General features: G+C 70.7%; 18 protein-coding genes. 14 read left to right on the top strand and 4 right to left on the bottom strand.

Annotated features, from left to right (window positions below; translation table 11 throughout):
- Window positions 1–6 precede the first annotated feature (6 nt).
- The 7 genes from eboE to OIE69_RS05470 all read left to right on the top strand — a co-directional run bounded on the left by eboE (window position 7) and on the right by OIE69_RS05470 (window position 7,012).
- Window positions 7–1,176 carry a metabolite traffic protein EboE gene (gene eboE, locus OIE69_RS05500; protein WP_326570799.1) on the top strand — a complete coding sequence of 390 codons (1,170 nt, stop codon included), beginning with the start codon at window positions 7–9 and terminating at the stop codon, window positions 1,174–1,176.
- A complete protein-coding gene (locus tag OIE69_RS05495) occupies window positions 1,173–2,561 on the top strand; it encodes a nucleotide pyrophosphatase/phosphodiesterase family protein (RefSeq protein ID WP_326570798.1) in 1,389 nt (462 codons plus the stop codon). Before eboE ends, OIE69_RS05495 begins: the two co-directional genes overlap by 4 nt.
- Before the next feature lie 34 nt (window positions 2,562–2,595).
- Complete coding sequence (locus OIE69_RS05490) at window positions 2,596–3,639, top strand: sugar phosphate isomerase/epimerase family protein (RefSeq protein WP_326570797.1); 1,044 nt, start codon at window positions 2,596–2,598, stop codon at window positions 3,637–3,639.
- A 568-nt stretch (window positions 3,640–4,207) separates the two neighbouring features.
- Window positions 4,208–4,444 carry a hypothetical protein gene (locus OIE69_RS05485; protein ID WP_326570796.1) on the top strand — a complete coding sequence of 79 codons (237 nt, stop codon included), beginning with the start codon at window positions 4,208–4,210 and terminating at the stop codon, window positions 4,442–4,444.
- A 236-nt stretch (window positions 4,445–4,680) separates the two neighbouring features.
- Window positions 4,681–5,424, top strand: coding sequence for an SDR family oxidoreductase (locus OIE69_RS05480; protein ID WP_326570795.1), 744 nt, complete (start codon window positions 4,681–4,683; stop codon window positions 5,422–5,424).
- Between the two features lie 200 nt (window positions 5,425–5,624).
- Window positions 5,625–6,530, top strand: a complete 906-nt coding sequence (locus OIE69_RS05475) for an SDR family NAD(P)-dependent oxidoreductase (RefSeq protein WP_326570794.1) — start codon at window positions 5,625–5,627, stop codon at window positions 6,528–6,530.
- Between the two features lie 146 nt (window positions 6,531–6,676).
- The gene (locus OIE69_RS05470; RefSeq protein WP_326570793.1) at window positions 6,677–7,012 is read left to right on the top strand and encodes a nuclear transport factor 2 family protein; all 336 of its coding nucleotides are present in this window, start codon (window positions 6,677–6,679) and stop codon (window positions 7,010–7,012) included.
- Between the two features lie 134 nt (window positions 7,013–7,146).
- Here OIE69_RS05470 and OIE69_RS05465 read toward each other — a convergent pair whose 3' ends face one another.
- The 3 genes from OIE69_RS05465 to OIE69_RS05455 form a co-directional block, all read right to left on the bottom strand.
- Entirely contained in the window at window positions 7,147–7,851 is a 705-nt protein-coding gene (locus OIE69_RS05465) for a TetR/AcrR family transcriptional regulator (RefSeq protein ID WP_326570792.1), read from the bottom strand.
- A gap of 109 nt (window positions 7,852–7,960) precedes the next feature.
- Window positions 7,961–9,106, bottom strand: a complete 1,146-nt coding sequence (locus tag OIE69_RS05460; protein WP_326570791.1) for an alpha/beta hydrolase — start codon at window positions 9,104–9,106, stop codon at window positions 7,961–7,963.
- A gap of 138 nt (window positions 9,107–9,244) precedes the next feature.
- Window positions 9,245–9,589 carry a tetratricopeptide repeat protein gene (locus OIE69_RS05455; RefSeq protein WP_326570790.1) on the bottom strand — a complete coding sequence of 115 codons (345 nt, stop codon included), beginning with the start codon at window positions 9,587–9,589 and terminating at the stop codon, window positions 9,245–9,247.
- Between the two features lie 390 nt (window positions 9,590–9,979).
- Between OIE69_RS05455 and OIE69_RS05450 the strand changes: the two genes are divergently transcribed.
- Together OIE69_RS05450 and OIE69_RS05445 are read left to right on the top strand one after the other, a co-directional pair.
- The gene (locus OIE69_RS05450; RefSeq protein ID WP_326570789.1) at window positions 9,980–10,447 is read left to right on the top strand and encodes a hypothetical protein; all 468 of its coding nucleotides are present in this window, start codon (window positions 9,980–9,982) and stop codon (window positions 10,445–10,447) included.
- A 195-nt stretch (window positions 10,448–10,642) separates the two neighbouring features.
- On the top strand, window positions 10,643–11,371 hold the full coding sequence (locus OIE69_RS05445) for a ferritin-like domain-containing protein (RefSeq protein ID WP_326570788.1): 729 nt from the start codon (window positions 10,643–10,645) through the stop codon (window positions 11,369–11,371).
- Between the two features lie 135 nt (window positions 11,372–11,506).
- Here the strand turns inward: OIE69_RS05445 and OIE69_RS05440 are convergent, their stop codons facing one another.
- A complete protein-coding gene (locus tag OIE69_RS05440) occupies window positions 11,507–11,848 on the bottom strand; it encodes a hypothetical protein (RefSeq protein WP_326570787.1) in 342 nt (113 codons plus the stop codon).
- A 720-nt stretch (window positions 11,849–12,568) separates the two neighbouring features.
- On the opposite strand from OIE69_RS05440, the gene OIE69_RS05435 reads away from it, so the two are divergent.
- The 5 genes from OIE69_RS05435 to OIE69_RS05415 all read left to right on the top strand — a co-directional run bounded on the left by OIE69_RS05435 (window position 12,569) and on the right by OIE69_RS05415 (window position 19,090).
- The gene (locus OIE69_RS05435) at window positions 12,569–13,864 is read left to right on the top strand and encodes an ABC transporter substrate-binding protein (RefSeq protein WP_326570786.1); all 1,296 of its coding nucleotides are present in this window, start codon (window positions 12,569–12,571) and stop codon (window positions 13,862–13,864) included.
- On the top strand, window positions 13,861–14,763 hold the full coding sequence (locus tag OIE69_RS05430; RefSeq protein WP_326570785.1) for a carbohydrate ABC transporter permease: 903 nt from the start codon (window positions 13,861–13,863) through the stop codon (window positions 14,761–14,763). Before OIE69_RS05435 ends, OIE69_RS05430 begins: the two co-directional genes overlap by 4 nt.
- Before the next feature lie 32 nt (window positions 14,764–14,795).
- The gene (locus OIE69_RS05425) at window positions 14,796–15,581 is read left to right on the top strand and encodes a carbohydrate ABC transporter permease (protein WP_326580988.1); all 786 of its coding nucleotides are present in this window, start codon (window positions 14,796–14,798) and stop codon (window positions 15,579–15,581) included.
- A gap of 170 nt (window positions 15,582–15,751) precedes the next feature.
- On the top strand, window positions 15,752–18,028 hold the full coding sequence (gene yicI / locus OIE69_RS05420; protein WP_326570784.1) for an alpha-xylosidase: 2,277 nt from the start codon (window positions 15,752–15,754) through the stop codon (window positions 18,026–18,028).
- A 42-nt stretch (window positions 18,029–18,070) separates the two neighbouring features.
- Window positions 18,071–19,090, top strand: a complete 1,020-nt coding sequence (locus OIE69_RS05415; RefSeq protein WP_326570783.1) for a LacI family DNA-binding transcriptional regulator — start codon at window positions 18,071–18,073, stop codon at window positions 19,088–19,090.
- Window positions 19,091–19,105 lie beyond the last annotated feature (15 nt).

Here is a 19,105-nt window from a genome sequence, read left to right as displayed (position 1 = left end):
GGACCCATGCGCTTCCGGCACCCCGACGGCTCGGTCGTCCACCTGGCCTACTGCACCAACGTCCATCCCGCGGAGACGCTCGAGGGAGTCCTCTCCCAGCTCCGCGACCACTGCGAACCCGTCCGCAAGCGGCTGGGCCGGGACCGCCTCGGCATCGGGCTCTGGCTCGCCAAGGACGCCGCACACGCCCTCCACACCGATCCGGCGGCACTGCGCGGGCTGCGTACCGCCCTCGACCGCCGCGGCCTCGAGGTCGTCACCCTCAACGGCTTCCCCTACCAGGGCTTCGGGGCCGCCGAGGTCAAGTACCGGGTCTACCGCCCGGACTGGACCGAACCGGAACGGCTCGCCTACACCAGCGGCCTCGCCGACCTCCTCGCCGCCCTGCTCCCCGCCGACGTCACCGAGGGGTCGATCTCGACCCTTCCGCTCGCCTGGCGGACCCTCTGGAACGACCGTGCCGCGCGGACCGCCCGCAGCGCCCTCACCACCCTCGCCGGGCGGCTTGACGCGCTGGCCGAACTCACCGGGAAATCGATCAGGATCGCCCTGGAACCCGAACCCGGCTGCATCGTGGAGACCACCGCGGACGCGATCGAGCCCCTCGCCGCGATCGCGCACCCGCGCATCGGCGTGTGCGTCGACACCTGCCACCTCGCCACCTCCTTCGAAGAACCCGCCGCCGCGCTGGACGCGCTCACCGCGGCGGGCATCACCATTCCCAAGGTCCAGCTCTCCGCCGCCCTGCACGCCGAACACCCGCACCTGCAGGACGTACGCGACGCGCTCGCCGCCTTCTCCGAACCCCGCTTCCTCCACCAGACCCGCGCCCGCACCGCCGGCGGCCTGCACGGCACCGACGACCTGCACCAGGCGCTCACCGAGGGCCCACTCCCCACCGGCGCCCCCTGGCGCGCCCACTTCCACGTGCCGCTGCACGCACCGCCCGCGCCTCCGCTCACCTCCACCGTCCCGGTCCTGAAAGACGCCCTCGCCCGCCTCGTCGGCGGTCCGGCCCCACTGACCCACCACCTCGAGGTCGAGACCTACACCTGGCAGGCCCTTCCCGCCGAGCTGCGCCCGCGTACCCGCGCCCAGCTCGCCGACGGCATCGCCGCGGAACTCGGCCTCGCCCGCGACCTCCTCCACGACCTCGGCCTGAAGGAACTCCCATGACCGACACCGCCGGGCCGGCCCCCCTCCTCGTCCTGGACGTCGTCGGCCTCACCCCCCGTCTCCTGGACCACATGCCGCGCCTGAAACGCCTCGCCGACACCGGTTCACAGGCCCCGCTCGGCACCGTCCTCCCCGCGGTGACCTGCGCCGCCCAGTCCACCTTCCTCACCGGTGCGCCGCCCGCCGGACACGGCATCGTCGGCAACGGCTGGTACTTCCGCGAACTCGGCGACGTCCTGCTGTGGCGCCAGCACAACGGTCTCGTCGCCGGCGACAAGCTGTGGGACACCGCCCGCCGCGCGCACCCGGGCTACACCGTGGCCAACATCTGCTGGTGGTACGCCATGGGCGCCGACACCGATGTCACGGTCACCCCGCGCCCCGTCTACTACGCCGACGGCCGCAAGGAGCCCGACTGCTACACCCGGCCCCCCGAGCTCCACGACGAGCTCACCGACGCCTTCGGAACCTTCCCCCTCTTCCACTTCTGGGGTCCCGGCGCCGACATCGTCTCCAGCCGCTGGATCGTCGACGCCACCCGGCACATCCTGCGCACCCGCGCTCCCGACCTCGCCCTCTGCTACCTCCCGCACCTCGACTACGACCTGCAGCGCTTCGGCCCGGACGACCCCCGATCCCGTCGCGCGGCCACCGAACTGGACGAGGCACTCGCCCCGCTCCTGGACGACGCCCGCCGGGAGGGCCGGACGGTGGTGGCGCTCTCCGAGTACGCCATCACGCCGGTCAGCCGGGCCGTGGACATCAACCGCGAGCTGCGGCGCGCCGGGCTGCTGGAAGTCCACACCCAGGACGGCATGGAGTACCTCGACGCGATGGCCTCCCGCGCGTTCGCGGTCGCCGACCACCAGATCGCCCATGTGTACGTGCGCCGTCCCGAGGACCTCGAGGCCACCCGCAAGGTCCTCGCCACCCTGCCCGGAATCGCCGAACTCCTCGACGACGAGGGCAAGAAGCGACACGGCCTCGACCATCCGCGCTCCGGCGAGCTCGTCGCCGTCGCGGACCCGGACGCCTGGTTCACGTACTACTACTGGCTCGACGACGACAGGGCACCCGACTTCGCCCGGCTCGTCGAGATCCACCGCAAGCCCGGCTACGACCCCGTCGAGCTGTTCATGGACCCCGAGGACCCCTACGTCCGCGTCAAGGCCGCCACGGCCCTGGCCCGCAAGAAGCTCGGCATGCGCTACCGCATGGCGGTCGTGCCGCTCGACCCCTCGCCTATTCGCGGCAGCCACGGCCGCCTCCCGGCGAGCGACGAGGAAGGTCCGCTCATCATCTGCTCCGTCCCCCGTGCCGTCGGCGGCCGCGTCGCGGCCACCGAAGTGAAGTCCCTGCTCCTGCGCCTGGCAGGACTCCACTGAACCACACGTCACCGACGCCAAGGAGTTATCCACAATGACCAGCACGCGTCGTACCTCCGACCCGGAGCTCAGCCGCAAGCTCAGCAGACGCGGCATGCTCGGCGTCGCCGCCGGCGCCACCGCCGCCGCGCTCCTCGGCGCGACCGCCCCCACGGCCGCCGCCCACGGCAAGAGCCACGGCAAGGGTCACGGCCGCCCCGTCCTGCCCCCCGGCCGCCTCGGCATACAGCTGTACTCGCTGCGCGACAAGGTCTCCACCCTCGGCTTCGCCCCCGTCTTCGCCGAACTCGAGAAGTACGGATACGACGAGATCGAGTACGCCGGCTACACCCAGGGCTCCGCGGGCGCGATCACCCTCGCCCAGCTGCGCCGCCTCGCCCGCGACCACGGACTGCGCGCCATCGGCAGCCATGTCGGCTACTACAACGACGGCGACCCGGGCGCCTACACCTTCGCGCAGAACCTGACGAAGGTCCTCGACGACGCCCAGGCGCTCGGGCTGAAGCACATCGGTACCGCGTCCGGCCCCTGGCGGTACGGCAGCACCGTCGACGGCTGGAAGCGCTGCGCCGAGGAGTTCAACGAGTACGGCGCCGCCGCCAAGGCCCGCGGCATGAAGTTCTACCAGCACAACCACGCCGAGGAGTTCTCCTTCGCGACCGACCGCCCGAACGTGCGGCTGTACGACGTCCTCCTCGCGGAGACCGACCCCGACCTGGTCTTCCTGGAGATGGACATCTACTGGGCCTACGCCGGCCAGTTCCGCTTCTCCAAGCGGGTGGACGGCACCCCCGCCCCCTTCGACCCGCTGCGCTACGTCCTGAAGCAGCCCGACCGCTACCCCCTCTTCCACGTCAAGGACGGTGATCGCGACGAGACCACCCGCGACGGCTACCGCATGGTCGACGTCGGGGACGGCGACATCGACTACCAGCGGTTCATCTCGGCCGTGACGCGCACGCACGGCGGGCGCCTCGACCACCACTGGCAGACCGAGCACGACACGCCGACCGATTCCCTCAGCTTCGCGCGCAGGTCGAGCGCGTACCTGCACTCGCTGCGCGAGAAGGACTGCTGACGCCGTGTCGGTGACGATCTGACGCTTCGTCCGGCGCGTCGTCCGCGTGCCGTAGGGGCCCCGTACCCGCCGCTCGGGCGGGCCGGGGCCCTTCGTCTTCCCGAGAGGGGCCGGGCTTGCGCGTCGCCGTGACTTCGTGCAGTCCTGCGGCCGCGGCGATGCGCGAGCCCATGACCAGGGGCGGAGCCGTTCCCATCCGCTCCGGGCCCGCGGTCGGCTCGGTCGTCCCGGGGGATGGGTGGCCGCGTTGGCGTACGTTGTCGGTGACGAGGATTCACCCGTCGGGAGGTCCGGACGTGACGGTTCGTGATTACGGTGCGTGGTGGAGTGATTGAGGCCCCGTCGGGCCCGTGATCATCAGGAATTCGGCGCTGTGCACGCCGTCCTCAGTCCACCGTTCGCCGTATCTGACGCGGCGTCGCGTGACGGAGCGTGACGGGATTCCGTCGTGCGGCGCGGATGTCCGCGACGCACGCTCTCCATGTCGGAACCTTGCGGACGCCGCCACGGTGCCCGCCGAGACAGGAGAGTCAGTATGCGCGTTTCCCGTTTTGTGGCCGCTGCCGGTGTGGCCTCTGTCGTTCTGCTGGGTGGTGCCACTGCTGCCGGCGCCGCCACCCCGGACCTCGCCACCGCCAAGGGAACCCACGTCACGGGCGACCACGGTCGCGGCGGCTACGACCGTGGTCACGGTGGCCGCGGCCACAACCGTGACTTCTACCGCTTCGACCGCGGCTTCTTCGGCTCGTACCTCTTCGGGCCCTACCTCTTCGACCCCTTCTTCTTCGGCGGTCGCTTCCGCTGACCTCCGGCCGGCCTGAACGCCCACGCGTGACGGCCGTCGATTCCCGGGCCGCCGCCCCCGTCAGGGGGGTGGCGGCCCCGTCGTGTGCGGGATGGCGCACATCGCGGACTCTGTGTGAACGGCGCTAACGGAATCACGTTATCGCCGCTTGCGTTTCCGGCGATAACGTGGCACTGTTATCGACGGAAGCGGGGCGACGGAAGGAGCCGCCCCTCTCGCGTGATCAGGAGACCGCAATGACCGACACCACCACCGCCCGCCGCGTCGCGATCGTCACGGGCGGCTCCCGCGGCATCGGCCGCGAGGTCGCGCTGCGCCTGGCCGCCGACGGCCAGGCGGTCGTCATCGCCTACGCCGGCAACCAGGCCGACGCCGACGCGACCGTCGCGCAGATCGCCGCCGAGGGCGGTTCCGCCCTCGCGGTACGGGCCGACGTCGCCGACGAGAAGGCGGTCCTGGCGCTCTTCGACGCCGCGGAGCAGGAGTTCGGCGGTGTGGACGTGGTGGTCAACTCGGCCGGCCTCATGATCCTGAACACCGTGGCGGACTTCGACCTCGACGCCCTGGACCGCATGCACCGCACCAACATCCGCGGCACCTTCGTGGTCAACCAGCAGGCCGCCCGCAGGCTCCGCGAGGGCGGTGCCGTGATCAACGTGTCCTCGTCCCAGACCCGGATCGCCACGCCGACCTACGCCGCGTACGCCGCGTCGAAGGGCGCGGTCGAGGCCGTCAGCCTGATCCTGGCCCGGGAGCTGCGCGGCCGCGACATCACCGTGAACGCCGTCGCACCCGGCCCGGTCGCCACCGATCTGTTCCTGAACGGCAAGGACGAGGCGACCATAGAGCGGTTCGCGAAGATGAACCCCCTCGAGCGCCTCGGGTCCCCCGAGGACATCGCCGCGGTCGTCTCCTTCCTGGCCGGGCCCGGTCGCTGGATCAACGGCCAGACGATCTTCGCCAACGGCGGAGTGGCCTGACCCGCGGGCCGCACCTCGCGCGGCCCCTGCCGGGTGCCGAGCCGCGGGCCCACCCGCCGGGCACCGGTCGCCCGGCCCCTCCGCACCCCGAGCAGCACCCTGCCTCCCGGCAGATCCCGTACCTCGCGCCACCCACCCGATCCGTGACCCGGACACCACCTGAACCGGGAGCGGCCCCCAACAGCCCAAGGAGCTCCGAAATGTCCCCCGTGTCTTCCGTCGTCCTGGTCACCGGTGCGAGCTCCGGATTCGGCGCGCTCGCCGCCCACGCCCTCGCCTCCGCGGGTCACACCGTCTACGCGAGCATGCGCGACATATCCGGCCGCAACGCCGAACGCGCGGCGGACGTACGCGAACGGGCCGCCCGCGAGGGCATCGACCTGCGGGTCGTCGAACTCGACGTGCTCTCGCAGGACAGCGCGGACCGCGCCGTCGCCACCGTTCTGCGCGAGGCCGGCCGGCTGGACGTCCTGGTCCACAACGCGGGCCACATGGTGCTCGGCCCCACCGAGGCCTTCACCCCGGAGGAGATGGCCGCCGTCTACGACACCAACGTTCTGGGCACCCAGCGGGTGAACCGCGCGGCCCTGCCGCACCTGCGGGCCCAGGGGCACGGCCTGCTGCTCTGGGTCGGGTCCAGCAGCACCCGCGGTGGCACCCCGCCCTACCTGGCCCCGTACTTCGCCGCGAAGGCGGCCATGGACGCCGTCGCGGTCAGCTATGCCGCAGAGCTCGCCCGCTTCGGCATCGACACCTCCATCGTCGTTCCCGGCGCCTTCACCTCCGGCACGAACCACTTCGTCAACGCGGGGCACCCGGCCGACACCGGCACCGTCGCGGCCTACCAGACCCGCTACGAGGGCCTGACCGAGCAGGTCGGCCGCGCCCTGGCGGCCATCACCCCCGAGGACGCCGACGTCGCCGAGGTGGCACGCGAGATCGTCCGCGTCGTCGGGCTCCCCGCGGGCAAGCGGCCCTTCCGGACCCACATCGACCCCGCCGACGACGGCTCGGAGGCCGTCTCCGTGGTCGCCGACCGGATCCGTGAGGACTTCTACCACCGGATCGGCCTGGACGACCTGCTCGGCCCCCGCGCGCAGGCCTGACGCAGGCCCGCAGCCACGGCCGGCTGATCCCACGGCTGCCCGGCCCCATGACTGCCGGACCCCACAGGCGTCCGGCCACCGGCCTCCGGGCGCGCCGGCCCCTTCGGGGGCCGGTGCGCCGCCCGACACCGCCAAGGAGAACCGCCATGACCGCTTCCGAGTTTCCCGAGCTTCCCGAGCCCGTGCGGCGCGCCGTCGCCGCGGCGAACGCCCACGACACCGAGGCCTTCCTCGACCAGTTCACCGAGCACGGCGCGGTGGACGACTGGGGCCGCCGCTTCGAGGGCCGCGAGGCCGTCGAGGGGTGGAGCGACCGCGAGTTCATCGGCGTCAAGGTCTCCCTGAAGATCACCGGAGTGACCCGGCGCGGGGTCCAGGTGATCGTCTCCACCCGGGTCGGCGGCGACGGTTTCAACGGCCCGTCGGACTTCGCCTTCACGGTCGAGGGCGACAGGATCGCCCTGATGAGGATCACCGGCTGACCCGCCGGCGGCCGGGACGCCGAAACGCCCGGTGGGGAACCGTCGCACGACGGTTCCCCACCGGGCGTTTCCGCGCAGGGAGAGGGGACAGCCGCAAGGCGCCGCGGCAGGGCCACGGCCCCGCGCGCGGCGGCTCAGGCGGAGTGCGTGATGCGGTCCAGCAGCTCGTTCAGCAGGATGCGTTCACCGGGTGTGAGGATCTCCTCGATCTCGGGGAGCACGGCCTTGAAGGCGACGGTACGGGTGATCGTCCGGCGCTCCTCCCCGGCGGCGTCCTCGGGCCGCGCGGTGGTGATGGCGGCGAGAATGGCCTCGCGCGTCCGCGGTGACAGCTCCGGGTCGCGAGCCCCGGGCAGCGTGGCGATCAGCGTCAGGACGACCCCGCAGCCGGCCGAGTGGATCATCAGCATGGCGCGTTCCACGTCGACGCTCAGCCGGCCCGCCTCGGCGACCCGGGTCACCAGGCCGCGCAGGACGTTGAAGGACTCCGTCACGGCCGCCGGCTCGGCCCCGGGCCTGGGCTGACCGAACATCAGCTGGTATATCTCCGGGTTGGCCACACCGAACTCGATGTGCAGGTCCCAGCCCCAGCGCAGGTCCTCGACGGGATCGTCGGCCCGCGTCCGGTCGGTCTTGCGGTGCAGGTAGTCGGCGAAGCCCTCCGCCGCGACGGCGTCGAGCAGGCCCTGCATGTCGCCGAACTGCCGGTAGATGGTCGGCGGCTGAACGGCCGCCGCCTTGCTGACCGACCGGGTCGAGACCGCGTCGCGGCCGCCCTCGGCGAGCAGGCTGGCGGCAGCGGACATGATCCGCTCTCTGGTGGTCGCCCTCTCATCCATGAATCAACGATAACAGAAAAATGTTACCAAGGGAAACTTACCTGCCGAAAGGCCGTGAAGGGGCGGTGGGATGTGCCCGCCGCCCCTCCCCGTCCGGTGTGCCGAAGCCTCACTTGGCGGGGCCGGAATCCGCCCCGTGCAGCGCCTCGCGGAGCGCCGCGGTGACCTCGGCCACCGCCTTCTTGTTGGACTCCGTGTCGCGGAGGGCGTTGAGCATCATGAAGTCGTGCGTGATCTTGGGGTAGTGCGTCAACCGGACGGGCACACCGGCCTCCCGCAGTTTCTGCGCGTACGCGGTGCCCTCGTCGTAGAGCACGTCCGAGTCCGTGATCATCAAGGCCGGCGGCAGGCCGCGCAGCTGGTCGACCGTGGCGCGCAGCGGCGCTGCCAGCGGGTTCTGCCGGTCCTTCAGGTGGGGGGCGTACGCGTCCCAGAACCACTTCATCGCGGGTTTGGCGAGCCAGCAGTTCTCCGCGAAGCGGTTGTAGGAGGCGGTGTCGAAGTTCGCGTCCGTGACCGGGTACAGCATCACCTGGCGCCGGAAGTCGGGCCCCCCGCGCTGCTTGGCCATCATCGCCACGGCGGCGGTCATGTCGCCGCCCACGGAGTCGCCGGCGACGGCCAGCCGTGAGGGGTCGACGCCGATCCGGCCGCCGTTGTCGGCGACCCATTTGGCCACGGTGTAGGCCTGCTCGATCGGCACGGGGAACTGCGCCTCGGGAGAGGGGGTGTAGTCGACGAAGACCACCGCCGCCTGCGCGCCGTTGGCGAGCTCGCGCACCAGGCGCTCATGGGTCTTGAAGTTGCCCAGCACCCAGCCGCCGCCGTGGATGTAGACGATCCCGGGCAGGTCCCCCTTGGCGCCCTCGGGCCGTACGACGTGCACCGACACCGGGCCGGTCGGGCCGCCGGGCACCGTCCGCTCGCTGATCTGCGCCGGGAGCATCTCCACCGGACCCGCCTGCAGCTTGTCCAGCACGCCCCGGGCAGCCGTGTAGGAGAGCGTGTACAGCGGCGGGCCGTCCGCTGCCGCAAGCTGGTCGAGGAAGTCCTGGGCCTGTGGGTCGAGCTGCACCGGCGGGTTGCCGCAGGGCACCTTCGGCGCGGGCGTGTCCGCGGGCACCGCGTGGTCGACGCGCGCGGCGTTCGTCGTCTTCTCCCCGCAGGCGGTGAGGCTCGCGGCGGCCGCGAGGAGAACTGCGACGGCGTAGCGAGCCTTGCGTCGCGTTATGGACCGGACGTGCGGACAGGTCATTGCGGTCTCCGAACCGTGGTCGGTCATTGGCCCCCACGTGAGCAGCCTGCGGAGGCGGTACGGTCCGGACAACCGGGGATGGGCCGGGGGAGTGGCCCGCGGGCGCCGGGCGCCGCGCGGCCCTGCCGGGCCCGGGGGTCAGACGACGACGAGGTCCCAGGCCGTCATCGCGTCGGCGAGCCGCAGGTGGGGGGCCGCTTCCGCGAGCCGGCCCTGCCGCTCGAGCGTGCGACCGAGGAGGAGGTGGGCGTGCGCGTCCTGCGGCTCGGCGCGCAGGAGGTCGCGCAGCTCCGCCTCCGCCCGCGAGAGCTGCGCGGAGAAGTAGTACGACCTGGCCAGCAGCATGCGCACCGCCATGTTGCGGGGTGCCACGTCCACGATGGACGCGAGCGTCCGGGCCGCGGCGGCGTAGCGCTGCCGGTTGAAGAAGAGCACGGCGCGCTTGAACGTCTCCGTGGTCGGACTGCTCATCTCGGTGCCCACTGCTGCATCACCTCGGCGGAATGGCGATCTCGTTGTCAGGGCTTTCAACCGGGGCAAGTGTCGGATTTGTTCCGCGGTGCCCTCTTGATCTGGTCGCACTTCTCCGTACCCGACCGATCGCTGAGCGTGCTGGTCGGGCCTGAACGTGGCCCGGCCGGGTTGCGCGCCTCACCCTCCTGGAGGAACGTGACTTCGAGGCCGCACGGCCGCGCACCCGAGGACTCCGTGCCGTCCTCCGGCCTCCTCCGCCCCTCCACTCCCGCTCCGCGCCGGCCCGCCGGGACGCCCCGGCAGTCCTGCCTCCGGTCCCGCGGCCGTCGCGGCGGCACTCAGGACCGCACCCTCGCCCCCGACCGCCACCACCCCCGGCGGCCAGGAAGGCAGACCGAGATGCCACTCCTCCGCACCCTCGCCCTGACCGCCGCCTCCGCCGCCCTCGCGACCGTGGTCGCGGCCGCCCCCGCTTCGGCAGCCGCCGGTGTCCCGGCGGCGCTGGCCGCCCCCCGCGCGGCCGCTCCGACCTACGCCACGGTCCTGGTCACCTGCTTCGGCCGGGGGCTCGTCATGCCTCCCGACTTCCTGCTGGCCTGCGGGGACGGGAACGACCGGCTGGGCGGCCTGTACTGGTCGCACTGGGGCAGCGACTCGGCCGTGGGCACCGGTTACGAGGAGGCCAACGACTGCGACCCGTACTGCGCGGCGGGCCACTTCCACACCTTCCCGGTCAAGATCACGCTCTCCGACAGCAAGCCCTGGCCCGGGGACCCGGGCCTGCGGCACTTCACCAAGCTCACGATCAGCTACCCCGACACCGAGCCGTCCTGGCCGCACGACCCGGTCCGCGAGCTGTGGGACTGAGGGGCCGCGGGACCGTGTGACGGGAACGGCCCGCGGCCTTTCACGCGTCCTCCCCATCCGGGACACGAGGGAACGTGCCCCACGGAGGCGGGGAGGGACAGGACCGCGAGCGGATTCGCCGGGTGGACGGAGCGCTTCGAGGAGGAACGGGACCGACGGCGTGCGACGGGTGATCCCGGGTGGGCACGGGGAGCGGTGCTGCACGAGGCGGTACGCGCGAGCGTGCAGCGCTTCCAGGCCGGTGAGGACGGTGATGGGGCGCACCTGATCGCCAAGGCGGACGCGGCGGGGGACCGCGACTACGCGCAAGCGGTGCGGCTGTTCGTCGCCGAGGAGCAGAACCATGCCCGGTTGCTCGCCCGGCTGCTGGCCGCGGCCGGCGCGTCCACCATCGACGGCCACTGGACGGACCGGGCCTTCGTCGCCGTGCGCCGCCTGCTGGGGCTGCGTCTGGAGCTGCTGGTGCTGATGGTCGCCGAGGAGGTCGCGCTGCGCTACTACCGGGCCCTGAGGGAGGGTGCGGACGACCCGCTCACACGCGAGGTCGCGGGCCGGATCCTCGCCGACGAGCAGCGGCACGTGCCCTTCCACTGCGAGCGCCTGCGGGCGTCACTCGCGGCCCTGCCCGCGCCTTCGCGCCGTGTCGCGACGGCTGGATGGCGTGTGGCCGTGGCGGGGGCCGCGGTCCTGGTGGCGGTGGACCACGGCCGGGCGCTGCGCGTGCTGGGCGTGGGGCGGGCGCGGTTCGTCGCCGACGCGGTGGCGTCGTCGGCAGCCGCCGCCTCCGCGATGCTGCGCGAGCCCGCCGCGCCGGACCCGGGGGCGGGCGATGGCACGCCGGCGGCCCCCGCGTCACGGGGGCCGCTGGTGGTTCTGCGGGATACGCGGTGGTCCTTGCCGGGTCGGGCGGACCGCAGGACCTGACGGCCCTGGTCGGCCCCGCCTGCCGGATCGACGGCCCACACCGTGGGCCGTCACCGTCCGAGCCCGGGGGCCGGACGGCGGCGGTCTCGGTGGGGACGTCATCGGACGGGCCGGCAGGGCGCCGGCCCGACGACCTCAGCGGTAGAAGCCTCCGTAGAAGCCGGAACCGTAGAAGCCGGGGTAGAAGCCGTAATAGCCGCCGTAACCGCCATAGCCACCGTAACCGCCATAGCCGCCGTAACCGCCGTAACCGCCGTAACCGCCCCAGCCGTAACCGTTCCCCCAGCCCCAGCCGCCGTGTCCGCCACCCCAGCCGCCGTGTCCGCCGCCCCCGCCGCCGCCGTGGTCGACGACGGACTGCGCAGTGGCGGGTGCTGTCTGTGGCGTCGCCGCGCTGGCCGCGGTGGCTCCGGCGAAGGCGAGCAGGGGCGCCACCACAGCGGCGGCGGCGATCCTGCGGATGGTAAGCGTGCGCATGACTCCCCCTTCGGGGATCTGGACTTCGGGTCGCGGTCCGCGCGGAGCCGACCGCCGCCACGCGGGAACGTGCGTGATCCCGGCGCGGATGGGGGTGCGGACGCCTGGGCGCGGACGCACCTCACGGACGTGGAACGCCGGAACAGATGTCTGTAGTTGAAGACGTCCCTATATGAACGGTAGGCGCGTTTTGCGCCGCACGTCAAAGGAATCCGACAAAAAGTGCATATTGGTATCTTTTGCTCGACCGTGACGCCCCCTCAACCGTGTGTGCCGCGAAGGTTCCGTTGCGTCAGCGATGACCCAACCGAGCTTCGAGGCGCGGCGGTTGAAGCCGCGATGCGGCTCCCTCCGGCCAGAATCCTCCGTGGCCGCAGAGGCTGTCGTGGCACATGCGACGGAAGGTGCCATTGATGCCTATGGGGCGTAAAGGGAAATTCCGTCGAAATGCGGAAGCCCGCAAGTCCGCTTCGCCGTCAAGCGCTTGCGTCCCGCACGGGACACCGCTGCGTCCATGCGTCGTCACTCCGGGCATCCGTCGCACGTCACGCAGCCGTCAAGCGTCGGTAACGCTTCAAAAATCGCTGGTCGGCAATTTGTTAACACCATTGACATATCCGCGCCCGCTGCATACGGTCCTGCGTCGAAGCGCTTCGACGCGTCGCATCGAAACCATTCGATGGACGCCTCATTCGTTCGGCCCAGGTGGAGGTCACTTCAATGTTGAAGGTGCGCAGACCGCTGGCTCTCGCAGCAGCTGCCCTTGCGGGCGCCATGCTCATCACTTCGTGCGGTAGCTCGGACAGCGGTGCGGAGGGCGACGGCAAGACGCTGAAGCTCTGGCACTACGAAGCTCCGAACAGTGCCATGGGTATCGCCTGGAACCAGGCGATAGAGGAGTTCAAGAAGTCCCACCCCGGCGTCAAGGTCGAGTTCGAGGCGAAGGGCTTCGAGCAGATCCAGAAGACCGCCTCGATGGTGCTCAACTCCAGCAACGCCCCTGACCTCATGGAGTACAACAAGGGCAACGCCACGGCCGGCCTGCTGGCCAAGCAGGGCCTGCTCACCGACCTCACCCCGCAGGTCACCAAGTACGGCTGGGACAAGCTGCTCAGCCCCAGCGTCACCACCACCAGCCGCTACGACGCCAAGGGCGTCATGGGCTCCGGTAACTGGTACGGCATCCCGAACTTCGGTGAGTACACGATGGTGTACTACAACAAGGACCTCTTCGCGAAGAACGGCGTGAAGGTCCCGACCACGTTCAACGAGTTCGAGCAGGCCCTCGCCGCCTTCAAGGCAAAGGGCGTCACCCCGCTCGCCAACGGCGGCGCCGAGTACCCGGCCCACCAGTACCTGTACCAGCTGGCCCTGACCAAGGCCGACCGCAGCTGGGTGGACTCCTTCGAGCTCTACAAGGGCAAGGCGGACTTCCACGACGCCGCCTGGACGTACGCCGCGAACACCCTGTCGGACTGGGTGAAGAAGGGCTACATCGCCAAGACGACCAGCGGCGCCAAGGCCGAGGACGCCGGCGTCTCCTTCATCGGCGCCAAGTCCCCGATCTTCTTCTCGGGCAGCTGGTGGTACGGCCGCTTCCGCGACGAGAACAAGTTCAAGTGGGGCTCGTTCCTCTTCCCTGAGTCCAAGATGACCCTCGGCTCGGGCGGCAACCTCTGGGTCGTCCCGAAGAACGCCAAGAACAAGCAGCTGGCCTACGACTTCATTGACATCACGATGAAGAAGGGGATCCAGAACACCCTCGGCAACAACGGCGGCGTGCCCGTCGCGGCCGAGCCCTCGGCGATCACCGACCCCAGCTCCAAGGAGCTGATCGAGAACTTCAACAAGGTCTCGTCCCAGGACGGTCTCGCCTTCTACCCGGACTGGCCGGTCCCCGGCTTCTACGACGTGCTGGTCTCGGCCACCCAGAAGCTGATCACCGGCAGCGGCACCCCGGACCAGGTCCTGGACGAACTGCAGAAGGCCTATGACGCGGGTGCGCCCACGTCATGAGTGCCCGACCCCTCCGGCTGCGCAATCCCTACGCGCTGTACTTGATCCCGGGTGTCATCGCCTTCCTGGCCGTCGTGATCGTGCCGTTCGCGATGAACATCTACTTCAGCTTCACGCACTGGCAGGGCGTCGGCTCGCCCACCTGGGCGGGGCTGGAGAACTACCGGGAGCTGATGAAGGACTCGCGGTTCTGGGAGTCCTTCCGGCACAGCGTCGCCATGGTCCTGGCGATGGCGGTGATCCCCACCGCCGTCGGCCTCGTGGTGGCCGCGGCGCTGTTCGACTTCATCGGCAAGCACTTCGGTTCGAAGCTGGCCAGCGTGCTGCGTGCCTGCTTCTACCTGCCCCAGGTCCTGCCCATCACCGTCGCGGGCATCGTCTGGAGCTGGATCCTGGCCCCCGAGAACGGCTCGCTCAACGAGCTGCTGAAGGCGGTCGGCCTGGGTTCGCTCCAGCAGGACTGGCTGGGTGACCCGAAGTTCGCGCTCTACAGCGTGATGGCCGTCATGGTCTGGGTGCAGCTGGGGTTCCCCGTCGTGATCTTCATGGCGGGACTCCAGCGGGTCGATCCCTCGCTCTACGAGGCGGCCGAGCTGGACGGGACGAACTGGTGGCAGCGTTTCTGGCACGTGACGCTGCCACAGATCCGCCCCGAGATCTACGTGGTGATGCTGTGGTGCACCATCGCGGCCCTCAAGGTCTTCGGCGCGGTCTACGTCCTCACCAAGGGCGGACCCGCCGACTCGACCATCGTCCCGTCCTACTTCTCCTTCTCGACCTTCTTCGAGAAGACAGACGTCGGCTACGGCTCGGCGATCGCGACGGTCCTCACCCTGATCATCCTTGCGCTGACCACGGTCGGCCTCCGCTTCCAGACCCGATCGGAGGACGCACAGTGAAGGCGCTCAAGCGCTACCCCGTGCTGGTGGCCATGATCCTCGGCGCGATCTTCATGGTGCTGCCGCTCCTGATCGTGCTCATCAACGCGCTGAAGTCGCCCGCCGACTACTCCGCGCACGGCCCGCTCTCGCTGCCCCACGGCCTCCACCTGGACGGCCTGACGGACTTCTGGACCCGGGTCAACTTCGGGCACACGCTGCTCAACTCGATCGTGATCTCGGGCTCGGTGGCCGTGTTCGGCGTCATCCTCTCGGTGCTGAACGCCTACGCGATCGGCATCGGGAGGATCAAGGGCAAGGCGTACTTCCTGGCCTTCTTCGTGCTGGCCAACGTGCTGCCGCAGGAGGCCCTGGTCTACCCGCTGTACTACCTGTCCAAGCAGGTGGGGCTGTACGACACCAGGCTGAGCCTGATCATCGTCTTCAGCGTCGTGCAGGCGGCCTTCGGTACCTACCTCCTCTCCTCCGTGCTCGGGGCCTTCCCGAAGGAGATCATCGAGGCGGCCAGGATCGACGGCGCGAACAGCTGGCAGATCCTGTGGCGGATGGTGGTCCCGGTCAGCCGGCCCACCCTCGGCGTCCTGCTGGTGTTCTTCTTCATCTGGACCTGGAACGAGTTCCTGCTGCCGCTGGTCATGCTGCCGTCGAACGACAACCAGACCGTCTCGGTGGCGCTCGGCGTGCTCCAGGGCCAGCGACTGATGGACGCGACGATGACCAACGCGGCCGGCCTGCTCGGCGCGCTGCCCGCCATCGTCTTCTTCCTCCTCTTCCAGCGGACGCTCACCCGCGGCATCGCCGTCGGCGCCGTGAAGTGACCCGCGCCCGGACCACCGTGTCCGCGGCCCTCCACCCGGGCGGGTGACGTTCGCCCCGTTCCGCCCACGGCTCTGCCTCCCCCCTGCACGGGCAGGAGGCAGAGCCGGTCCCACCTGCTCCCACACGTACCGAGAACGCCGGTGGCCGCCCACCGGGAAAGGCATCGACCATGAAGTTCACCAACGGGTACTGGCTGCTGCGCGAAGGCGTCACGGCGGCGTATCCGGCCGAGGTCCTCGATGCCGTCCCGGGTCCCGGAACGCTTCGGGTCCACGCGCCCACCCAGCACATCCGGCACCGAGGCGACCTGCTCAAGGGCCCGCTCATCACCGTCGACTGCACCGCGCCGATGCCCGGTGTCATCGGCGTGCGCATCACCCACTTCGAGGGCGACGTCGAGACCGGGCCGCACTTCGAGCTGCGCCACGAGCCGCACGAGCCCGTCGTGTCCGTCGACGAGGAGCAGGCCGTCCTCACCTCCGGCGACCTGAGCGTCCGCTTCCGCCTCGACGGCGAGTGGCAAATGGAGTTCCAGGCCGACGGGCGCACCCTCACCAGCAGCGACGTCAAGGCCATGGCGCTGATGGAGACCGCCGAGGGCGAGCACCACGTCCGAGAGCAGCTCCGGCTGGCCGTCGGCACGTCCGTCTACGGCCTCGGCGAGCGCTTCGGCCCGCTGGTCAAGAACGGCCAGACCGTCGACATCTGGAACGCCGACGGCGGCACGAGCAGCGAACAGTCCTACAAGAACATCCCCTTCTACATGACCGACGCCGGCTACGGCGTCTTCGTCGACGACCCCGGAAAGGTCTCCTTCGAGGTCGCCTCCGAGCAGGTCTCGCGCGTCCAGTTCAGCGCCGAGCGCCAGCAGTTGCAGTACTACGTCATCCACGGCCCCACGCCGAAGGAGATCCTGCGCAAGTACACCGCGCTCACCGGCCGGCCCGCACTCCCGCCCGCCTGGTCGTTCGGGCTGTGGCTGACCACCTCCTTCACCACCTCCTACGACGAGCAGACCGTCACCGGGTTCGTCGACGGGATGGCCGAGCGCGACCTGCCGCTGTCGGCCTTCCACTTCGACTGCTTCTGGATGCGCGAGTTCAACTGGTGCGACTTCGAGTGGGACCCGCGCGTCTTCCCCGACCCCGAGGGGATGCTGCGGCGCCTGAAGGAGCGTGACCTGCACATCTGCGTGTGGATCAACCCCTACATCGCCCAGCGCTCCCCGCTCTTCGCCGAGGGCAAGGCGGCCGGCTACCTCCTCAAGCGCCCCGACGGCGGCGTCTGGCAGTGGGACCTGTGGCAGCCCGGCATGGCCCTGGTCGACTTCACCAACCCCGACGCCTGCGCCTGGTACGCCTCCAAGCTCGAAGCCCTCCTCGACCAGGGCGTCGACTGCTTCAAGACCGACTTCGGCGAGCGCGTGCCCACCGATGTCGCCTGGTTCGACGGCTCCGACCCGGAGCGCATGCACAACTACTACACGCAGCTGTACAACAAGACCGTCTTCGACGTGCTGCGCAAGCACCGCGGCGAAGGCGAGGCGGTGCTCTTCGCCCGCTCCGCCACGGCCGGCGGCCAGCAGTTCCCCGTGCACTGGGGCGGCGACTGCGAGTCCACGTACGAGTCGATGGCGGAGTCCCTGCGCGGCGGCCTCTCCCTGGGGCTGTCCGGCTTCGGCTACTGGAGCCACGACATCGGCGGCTTCGAGGGTCTGCCCGACGCCGGACTCTTCAAGCGCTGGACCGCCTTCGGCATGCTCTCCTCCCACAGCCGGCTGCACGGCTCCTCCTCCTACCGCGTGCCGTGGCTGTTCGACGAGGAGGCGGTGGACGTCCTCCGCCACTTCACCAAGCTCAAGCTCGGCCTCATGCCCTACCTCTACGGTGCCGCGCACCAGGCGCACACCGAGGGCGTCCCGATGATGCGCGCCATGGTGCTGGAGTTCCCCGACGACCCGGGCTGCGCCTCGCTGGAGCGCCAGTACATGCTCGGCGGGGACCTGCTCGTCGCGCCGGTGTTCTCCGAGGACGGTGAGGTGTCGTACTACGTGCCCGAGGGCACCTGGACCCACTTCACGACCGGCGAGAAGGTCACCGGCCCGCGCTGGGTGCGCGAGACCCACGACTACCTCAGCGTCCCGCTGCTGGCCCGGCCCGGTTCCGTGATCCCGGTCGGCTCGGTCGACGACCGTCCCGACTACGTGTGGGCGGACGACGTGACGGTCCGGGTCTTCGAGCCGGCCGACGGCTCCCGCACGACCGTGCGGATCCCCCGCGAGGACGGTACGGCCGCGGCCGAGATCACCGTCGTGCGCGAGGGATCCACGCTGCGGGCCGAGACCTCCGACGCGTCCCTGCCGTGGGGCGTCGAGGTCGCCGGCGGTCCCTCCGCGCGTGCGGCGGCCGGTACGGCCGTCCTCACCCTGGAGCTCTCCGGCTCCTGAGGGCGGTCCAGGCACAGCACGCACATAGGGGAAGGGAGTTGCATGGTCAAGATCACTGACGTCGCGCGGCACGCCAACGTGTCGCCGAGCACCGTCAGCTACGCCCTCAGCGGCAAACGGCCGATCTCCCCGGAGACCCGGCGGCGCATCGAGGACAGCATCCGTGAACTGGGCTACCGGCCGCACGCCGGTGCCCGGTCCCTGGCCAGCAGCAGGTCACGGGTGATCGGCCTCGTGCTGCCCCTCCGGAAGGGCATCCACGTGCCCGTGGTCATGCAATTCGCCACCTCCGTGCTGACCGCCGCCCGGGAGCACGACCACGATGTCCTCCTCCTCACGCAGAACGAGGGGGAGGAGGGCATCAACCGGGTCGCCCAGAGCGCGATGGCGGACGCCTTCATCATCATGGACGTCGAGACGGACGACCGGCGGCTGCCCCTGCTGCGCGTTCTCGACAAGCCGTCCGTGCTGATCGGTTTCCCCTCGGACACCGCCGGGCTGACCTGTGTCGACCTGGACTTCGCGGGCGCCGGCGAGGCGTGCGTCGAGCACCTCGCCGGGCTCGGCCACCGCACCGTGGCCCTCGTCGGCTCGCCCCCGGAGGTCTACGTACGCGGCACCGGCTTCGCCCGCCGGGTCGCCGCGGGGTTCACGGCCGCCGCCGACCGCCTCGGCCTGCGTTCGTCCGTCCACCCCTGCCCCGAGACGCCGGCGGCCGCACGGGCCATGGCCGAGCAACTGCTGCGCGAGCAGCCGGGGCTCACCGGGGTCGTCGTCCACAACGAGCCGATAACCCAGCCTCTGATCTCCGCGTTCCAGGCCATGGGACTGCGCGTCCCGGAGGATCTCTCCGTCGCCGCGATCTGCCCCGACGAGACCGCCGAGCAGGCACCCGTGCCGATCACGTCGGTCTCGATCCCCTCCGTCGAGATCGGCACCAGCGCGGTGGAGCTCCTGATGGCCAAGCTCGCCGGCCGCGACGACGTCCCGGAGACGACCGTGCTCTCCGCGCTCCTGACCCCCCGGGCCACCACCGCCCCGCCGGCGGTCGCGGCCCCCTGACCTGCTCCACCCGGC

Origin of the sequence: Actinacidiphila glaucinigra (assembly GCF_035918135.1) — a bacterium.
GTDB classification, from domain to species: domain Bacteria; phylum Actinomycetota; class Actinomycetes; order Streptomycetales; family Streptomycetaceae; genus Actinacidiphila; species Actinacidiphila glaucinigra.
Note: the sequence above shows the minus strand (reverse complement) of the source record. Positions and strands in the feature narration are given on the sequence as shown.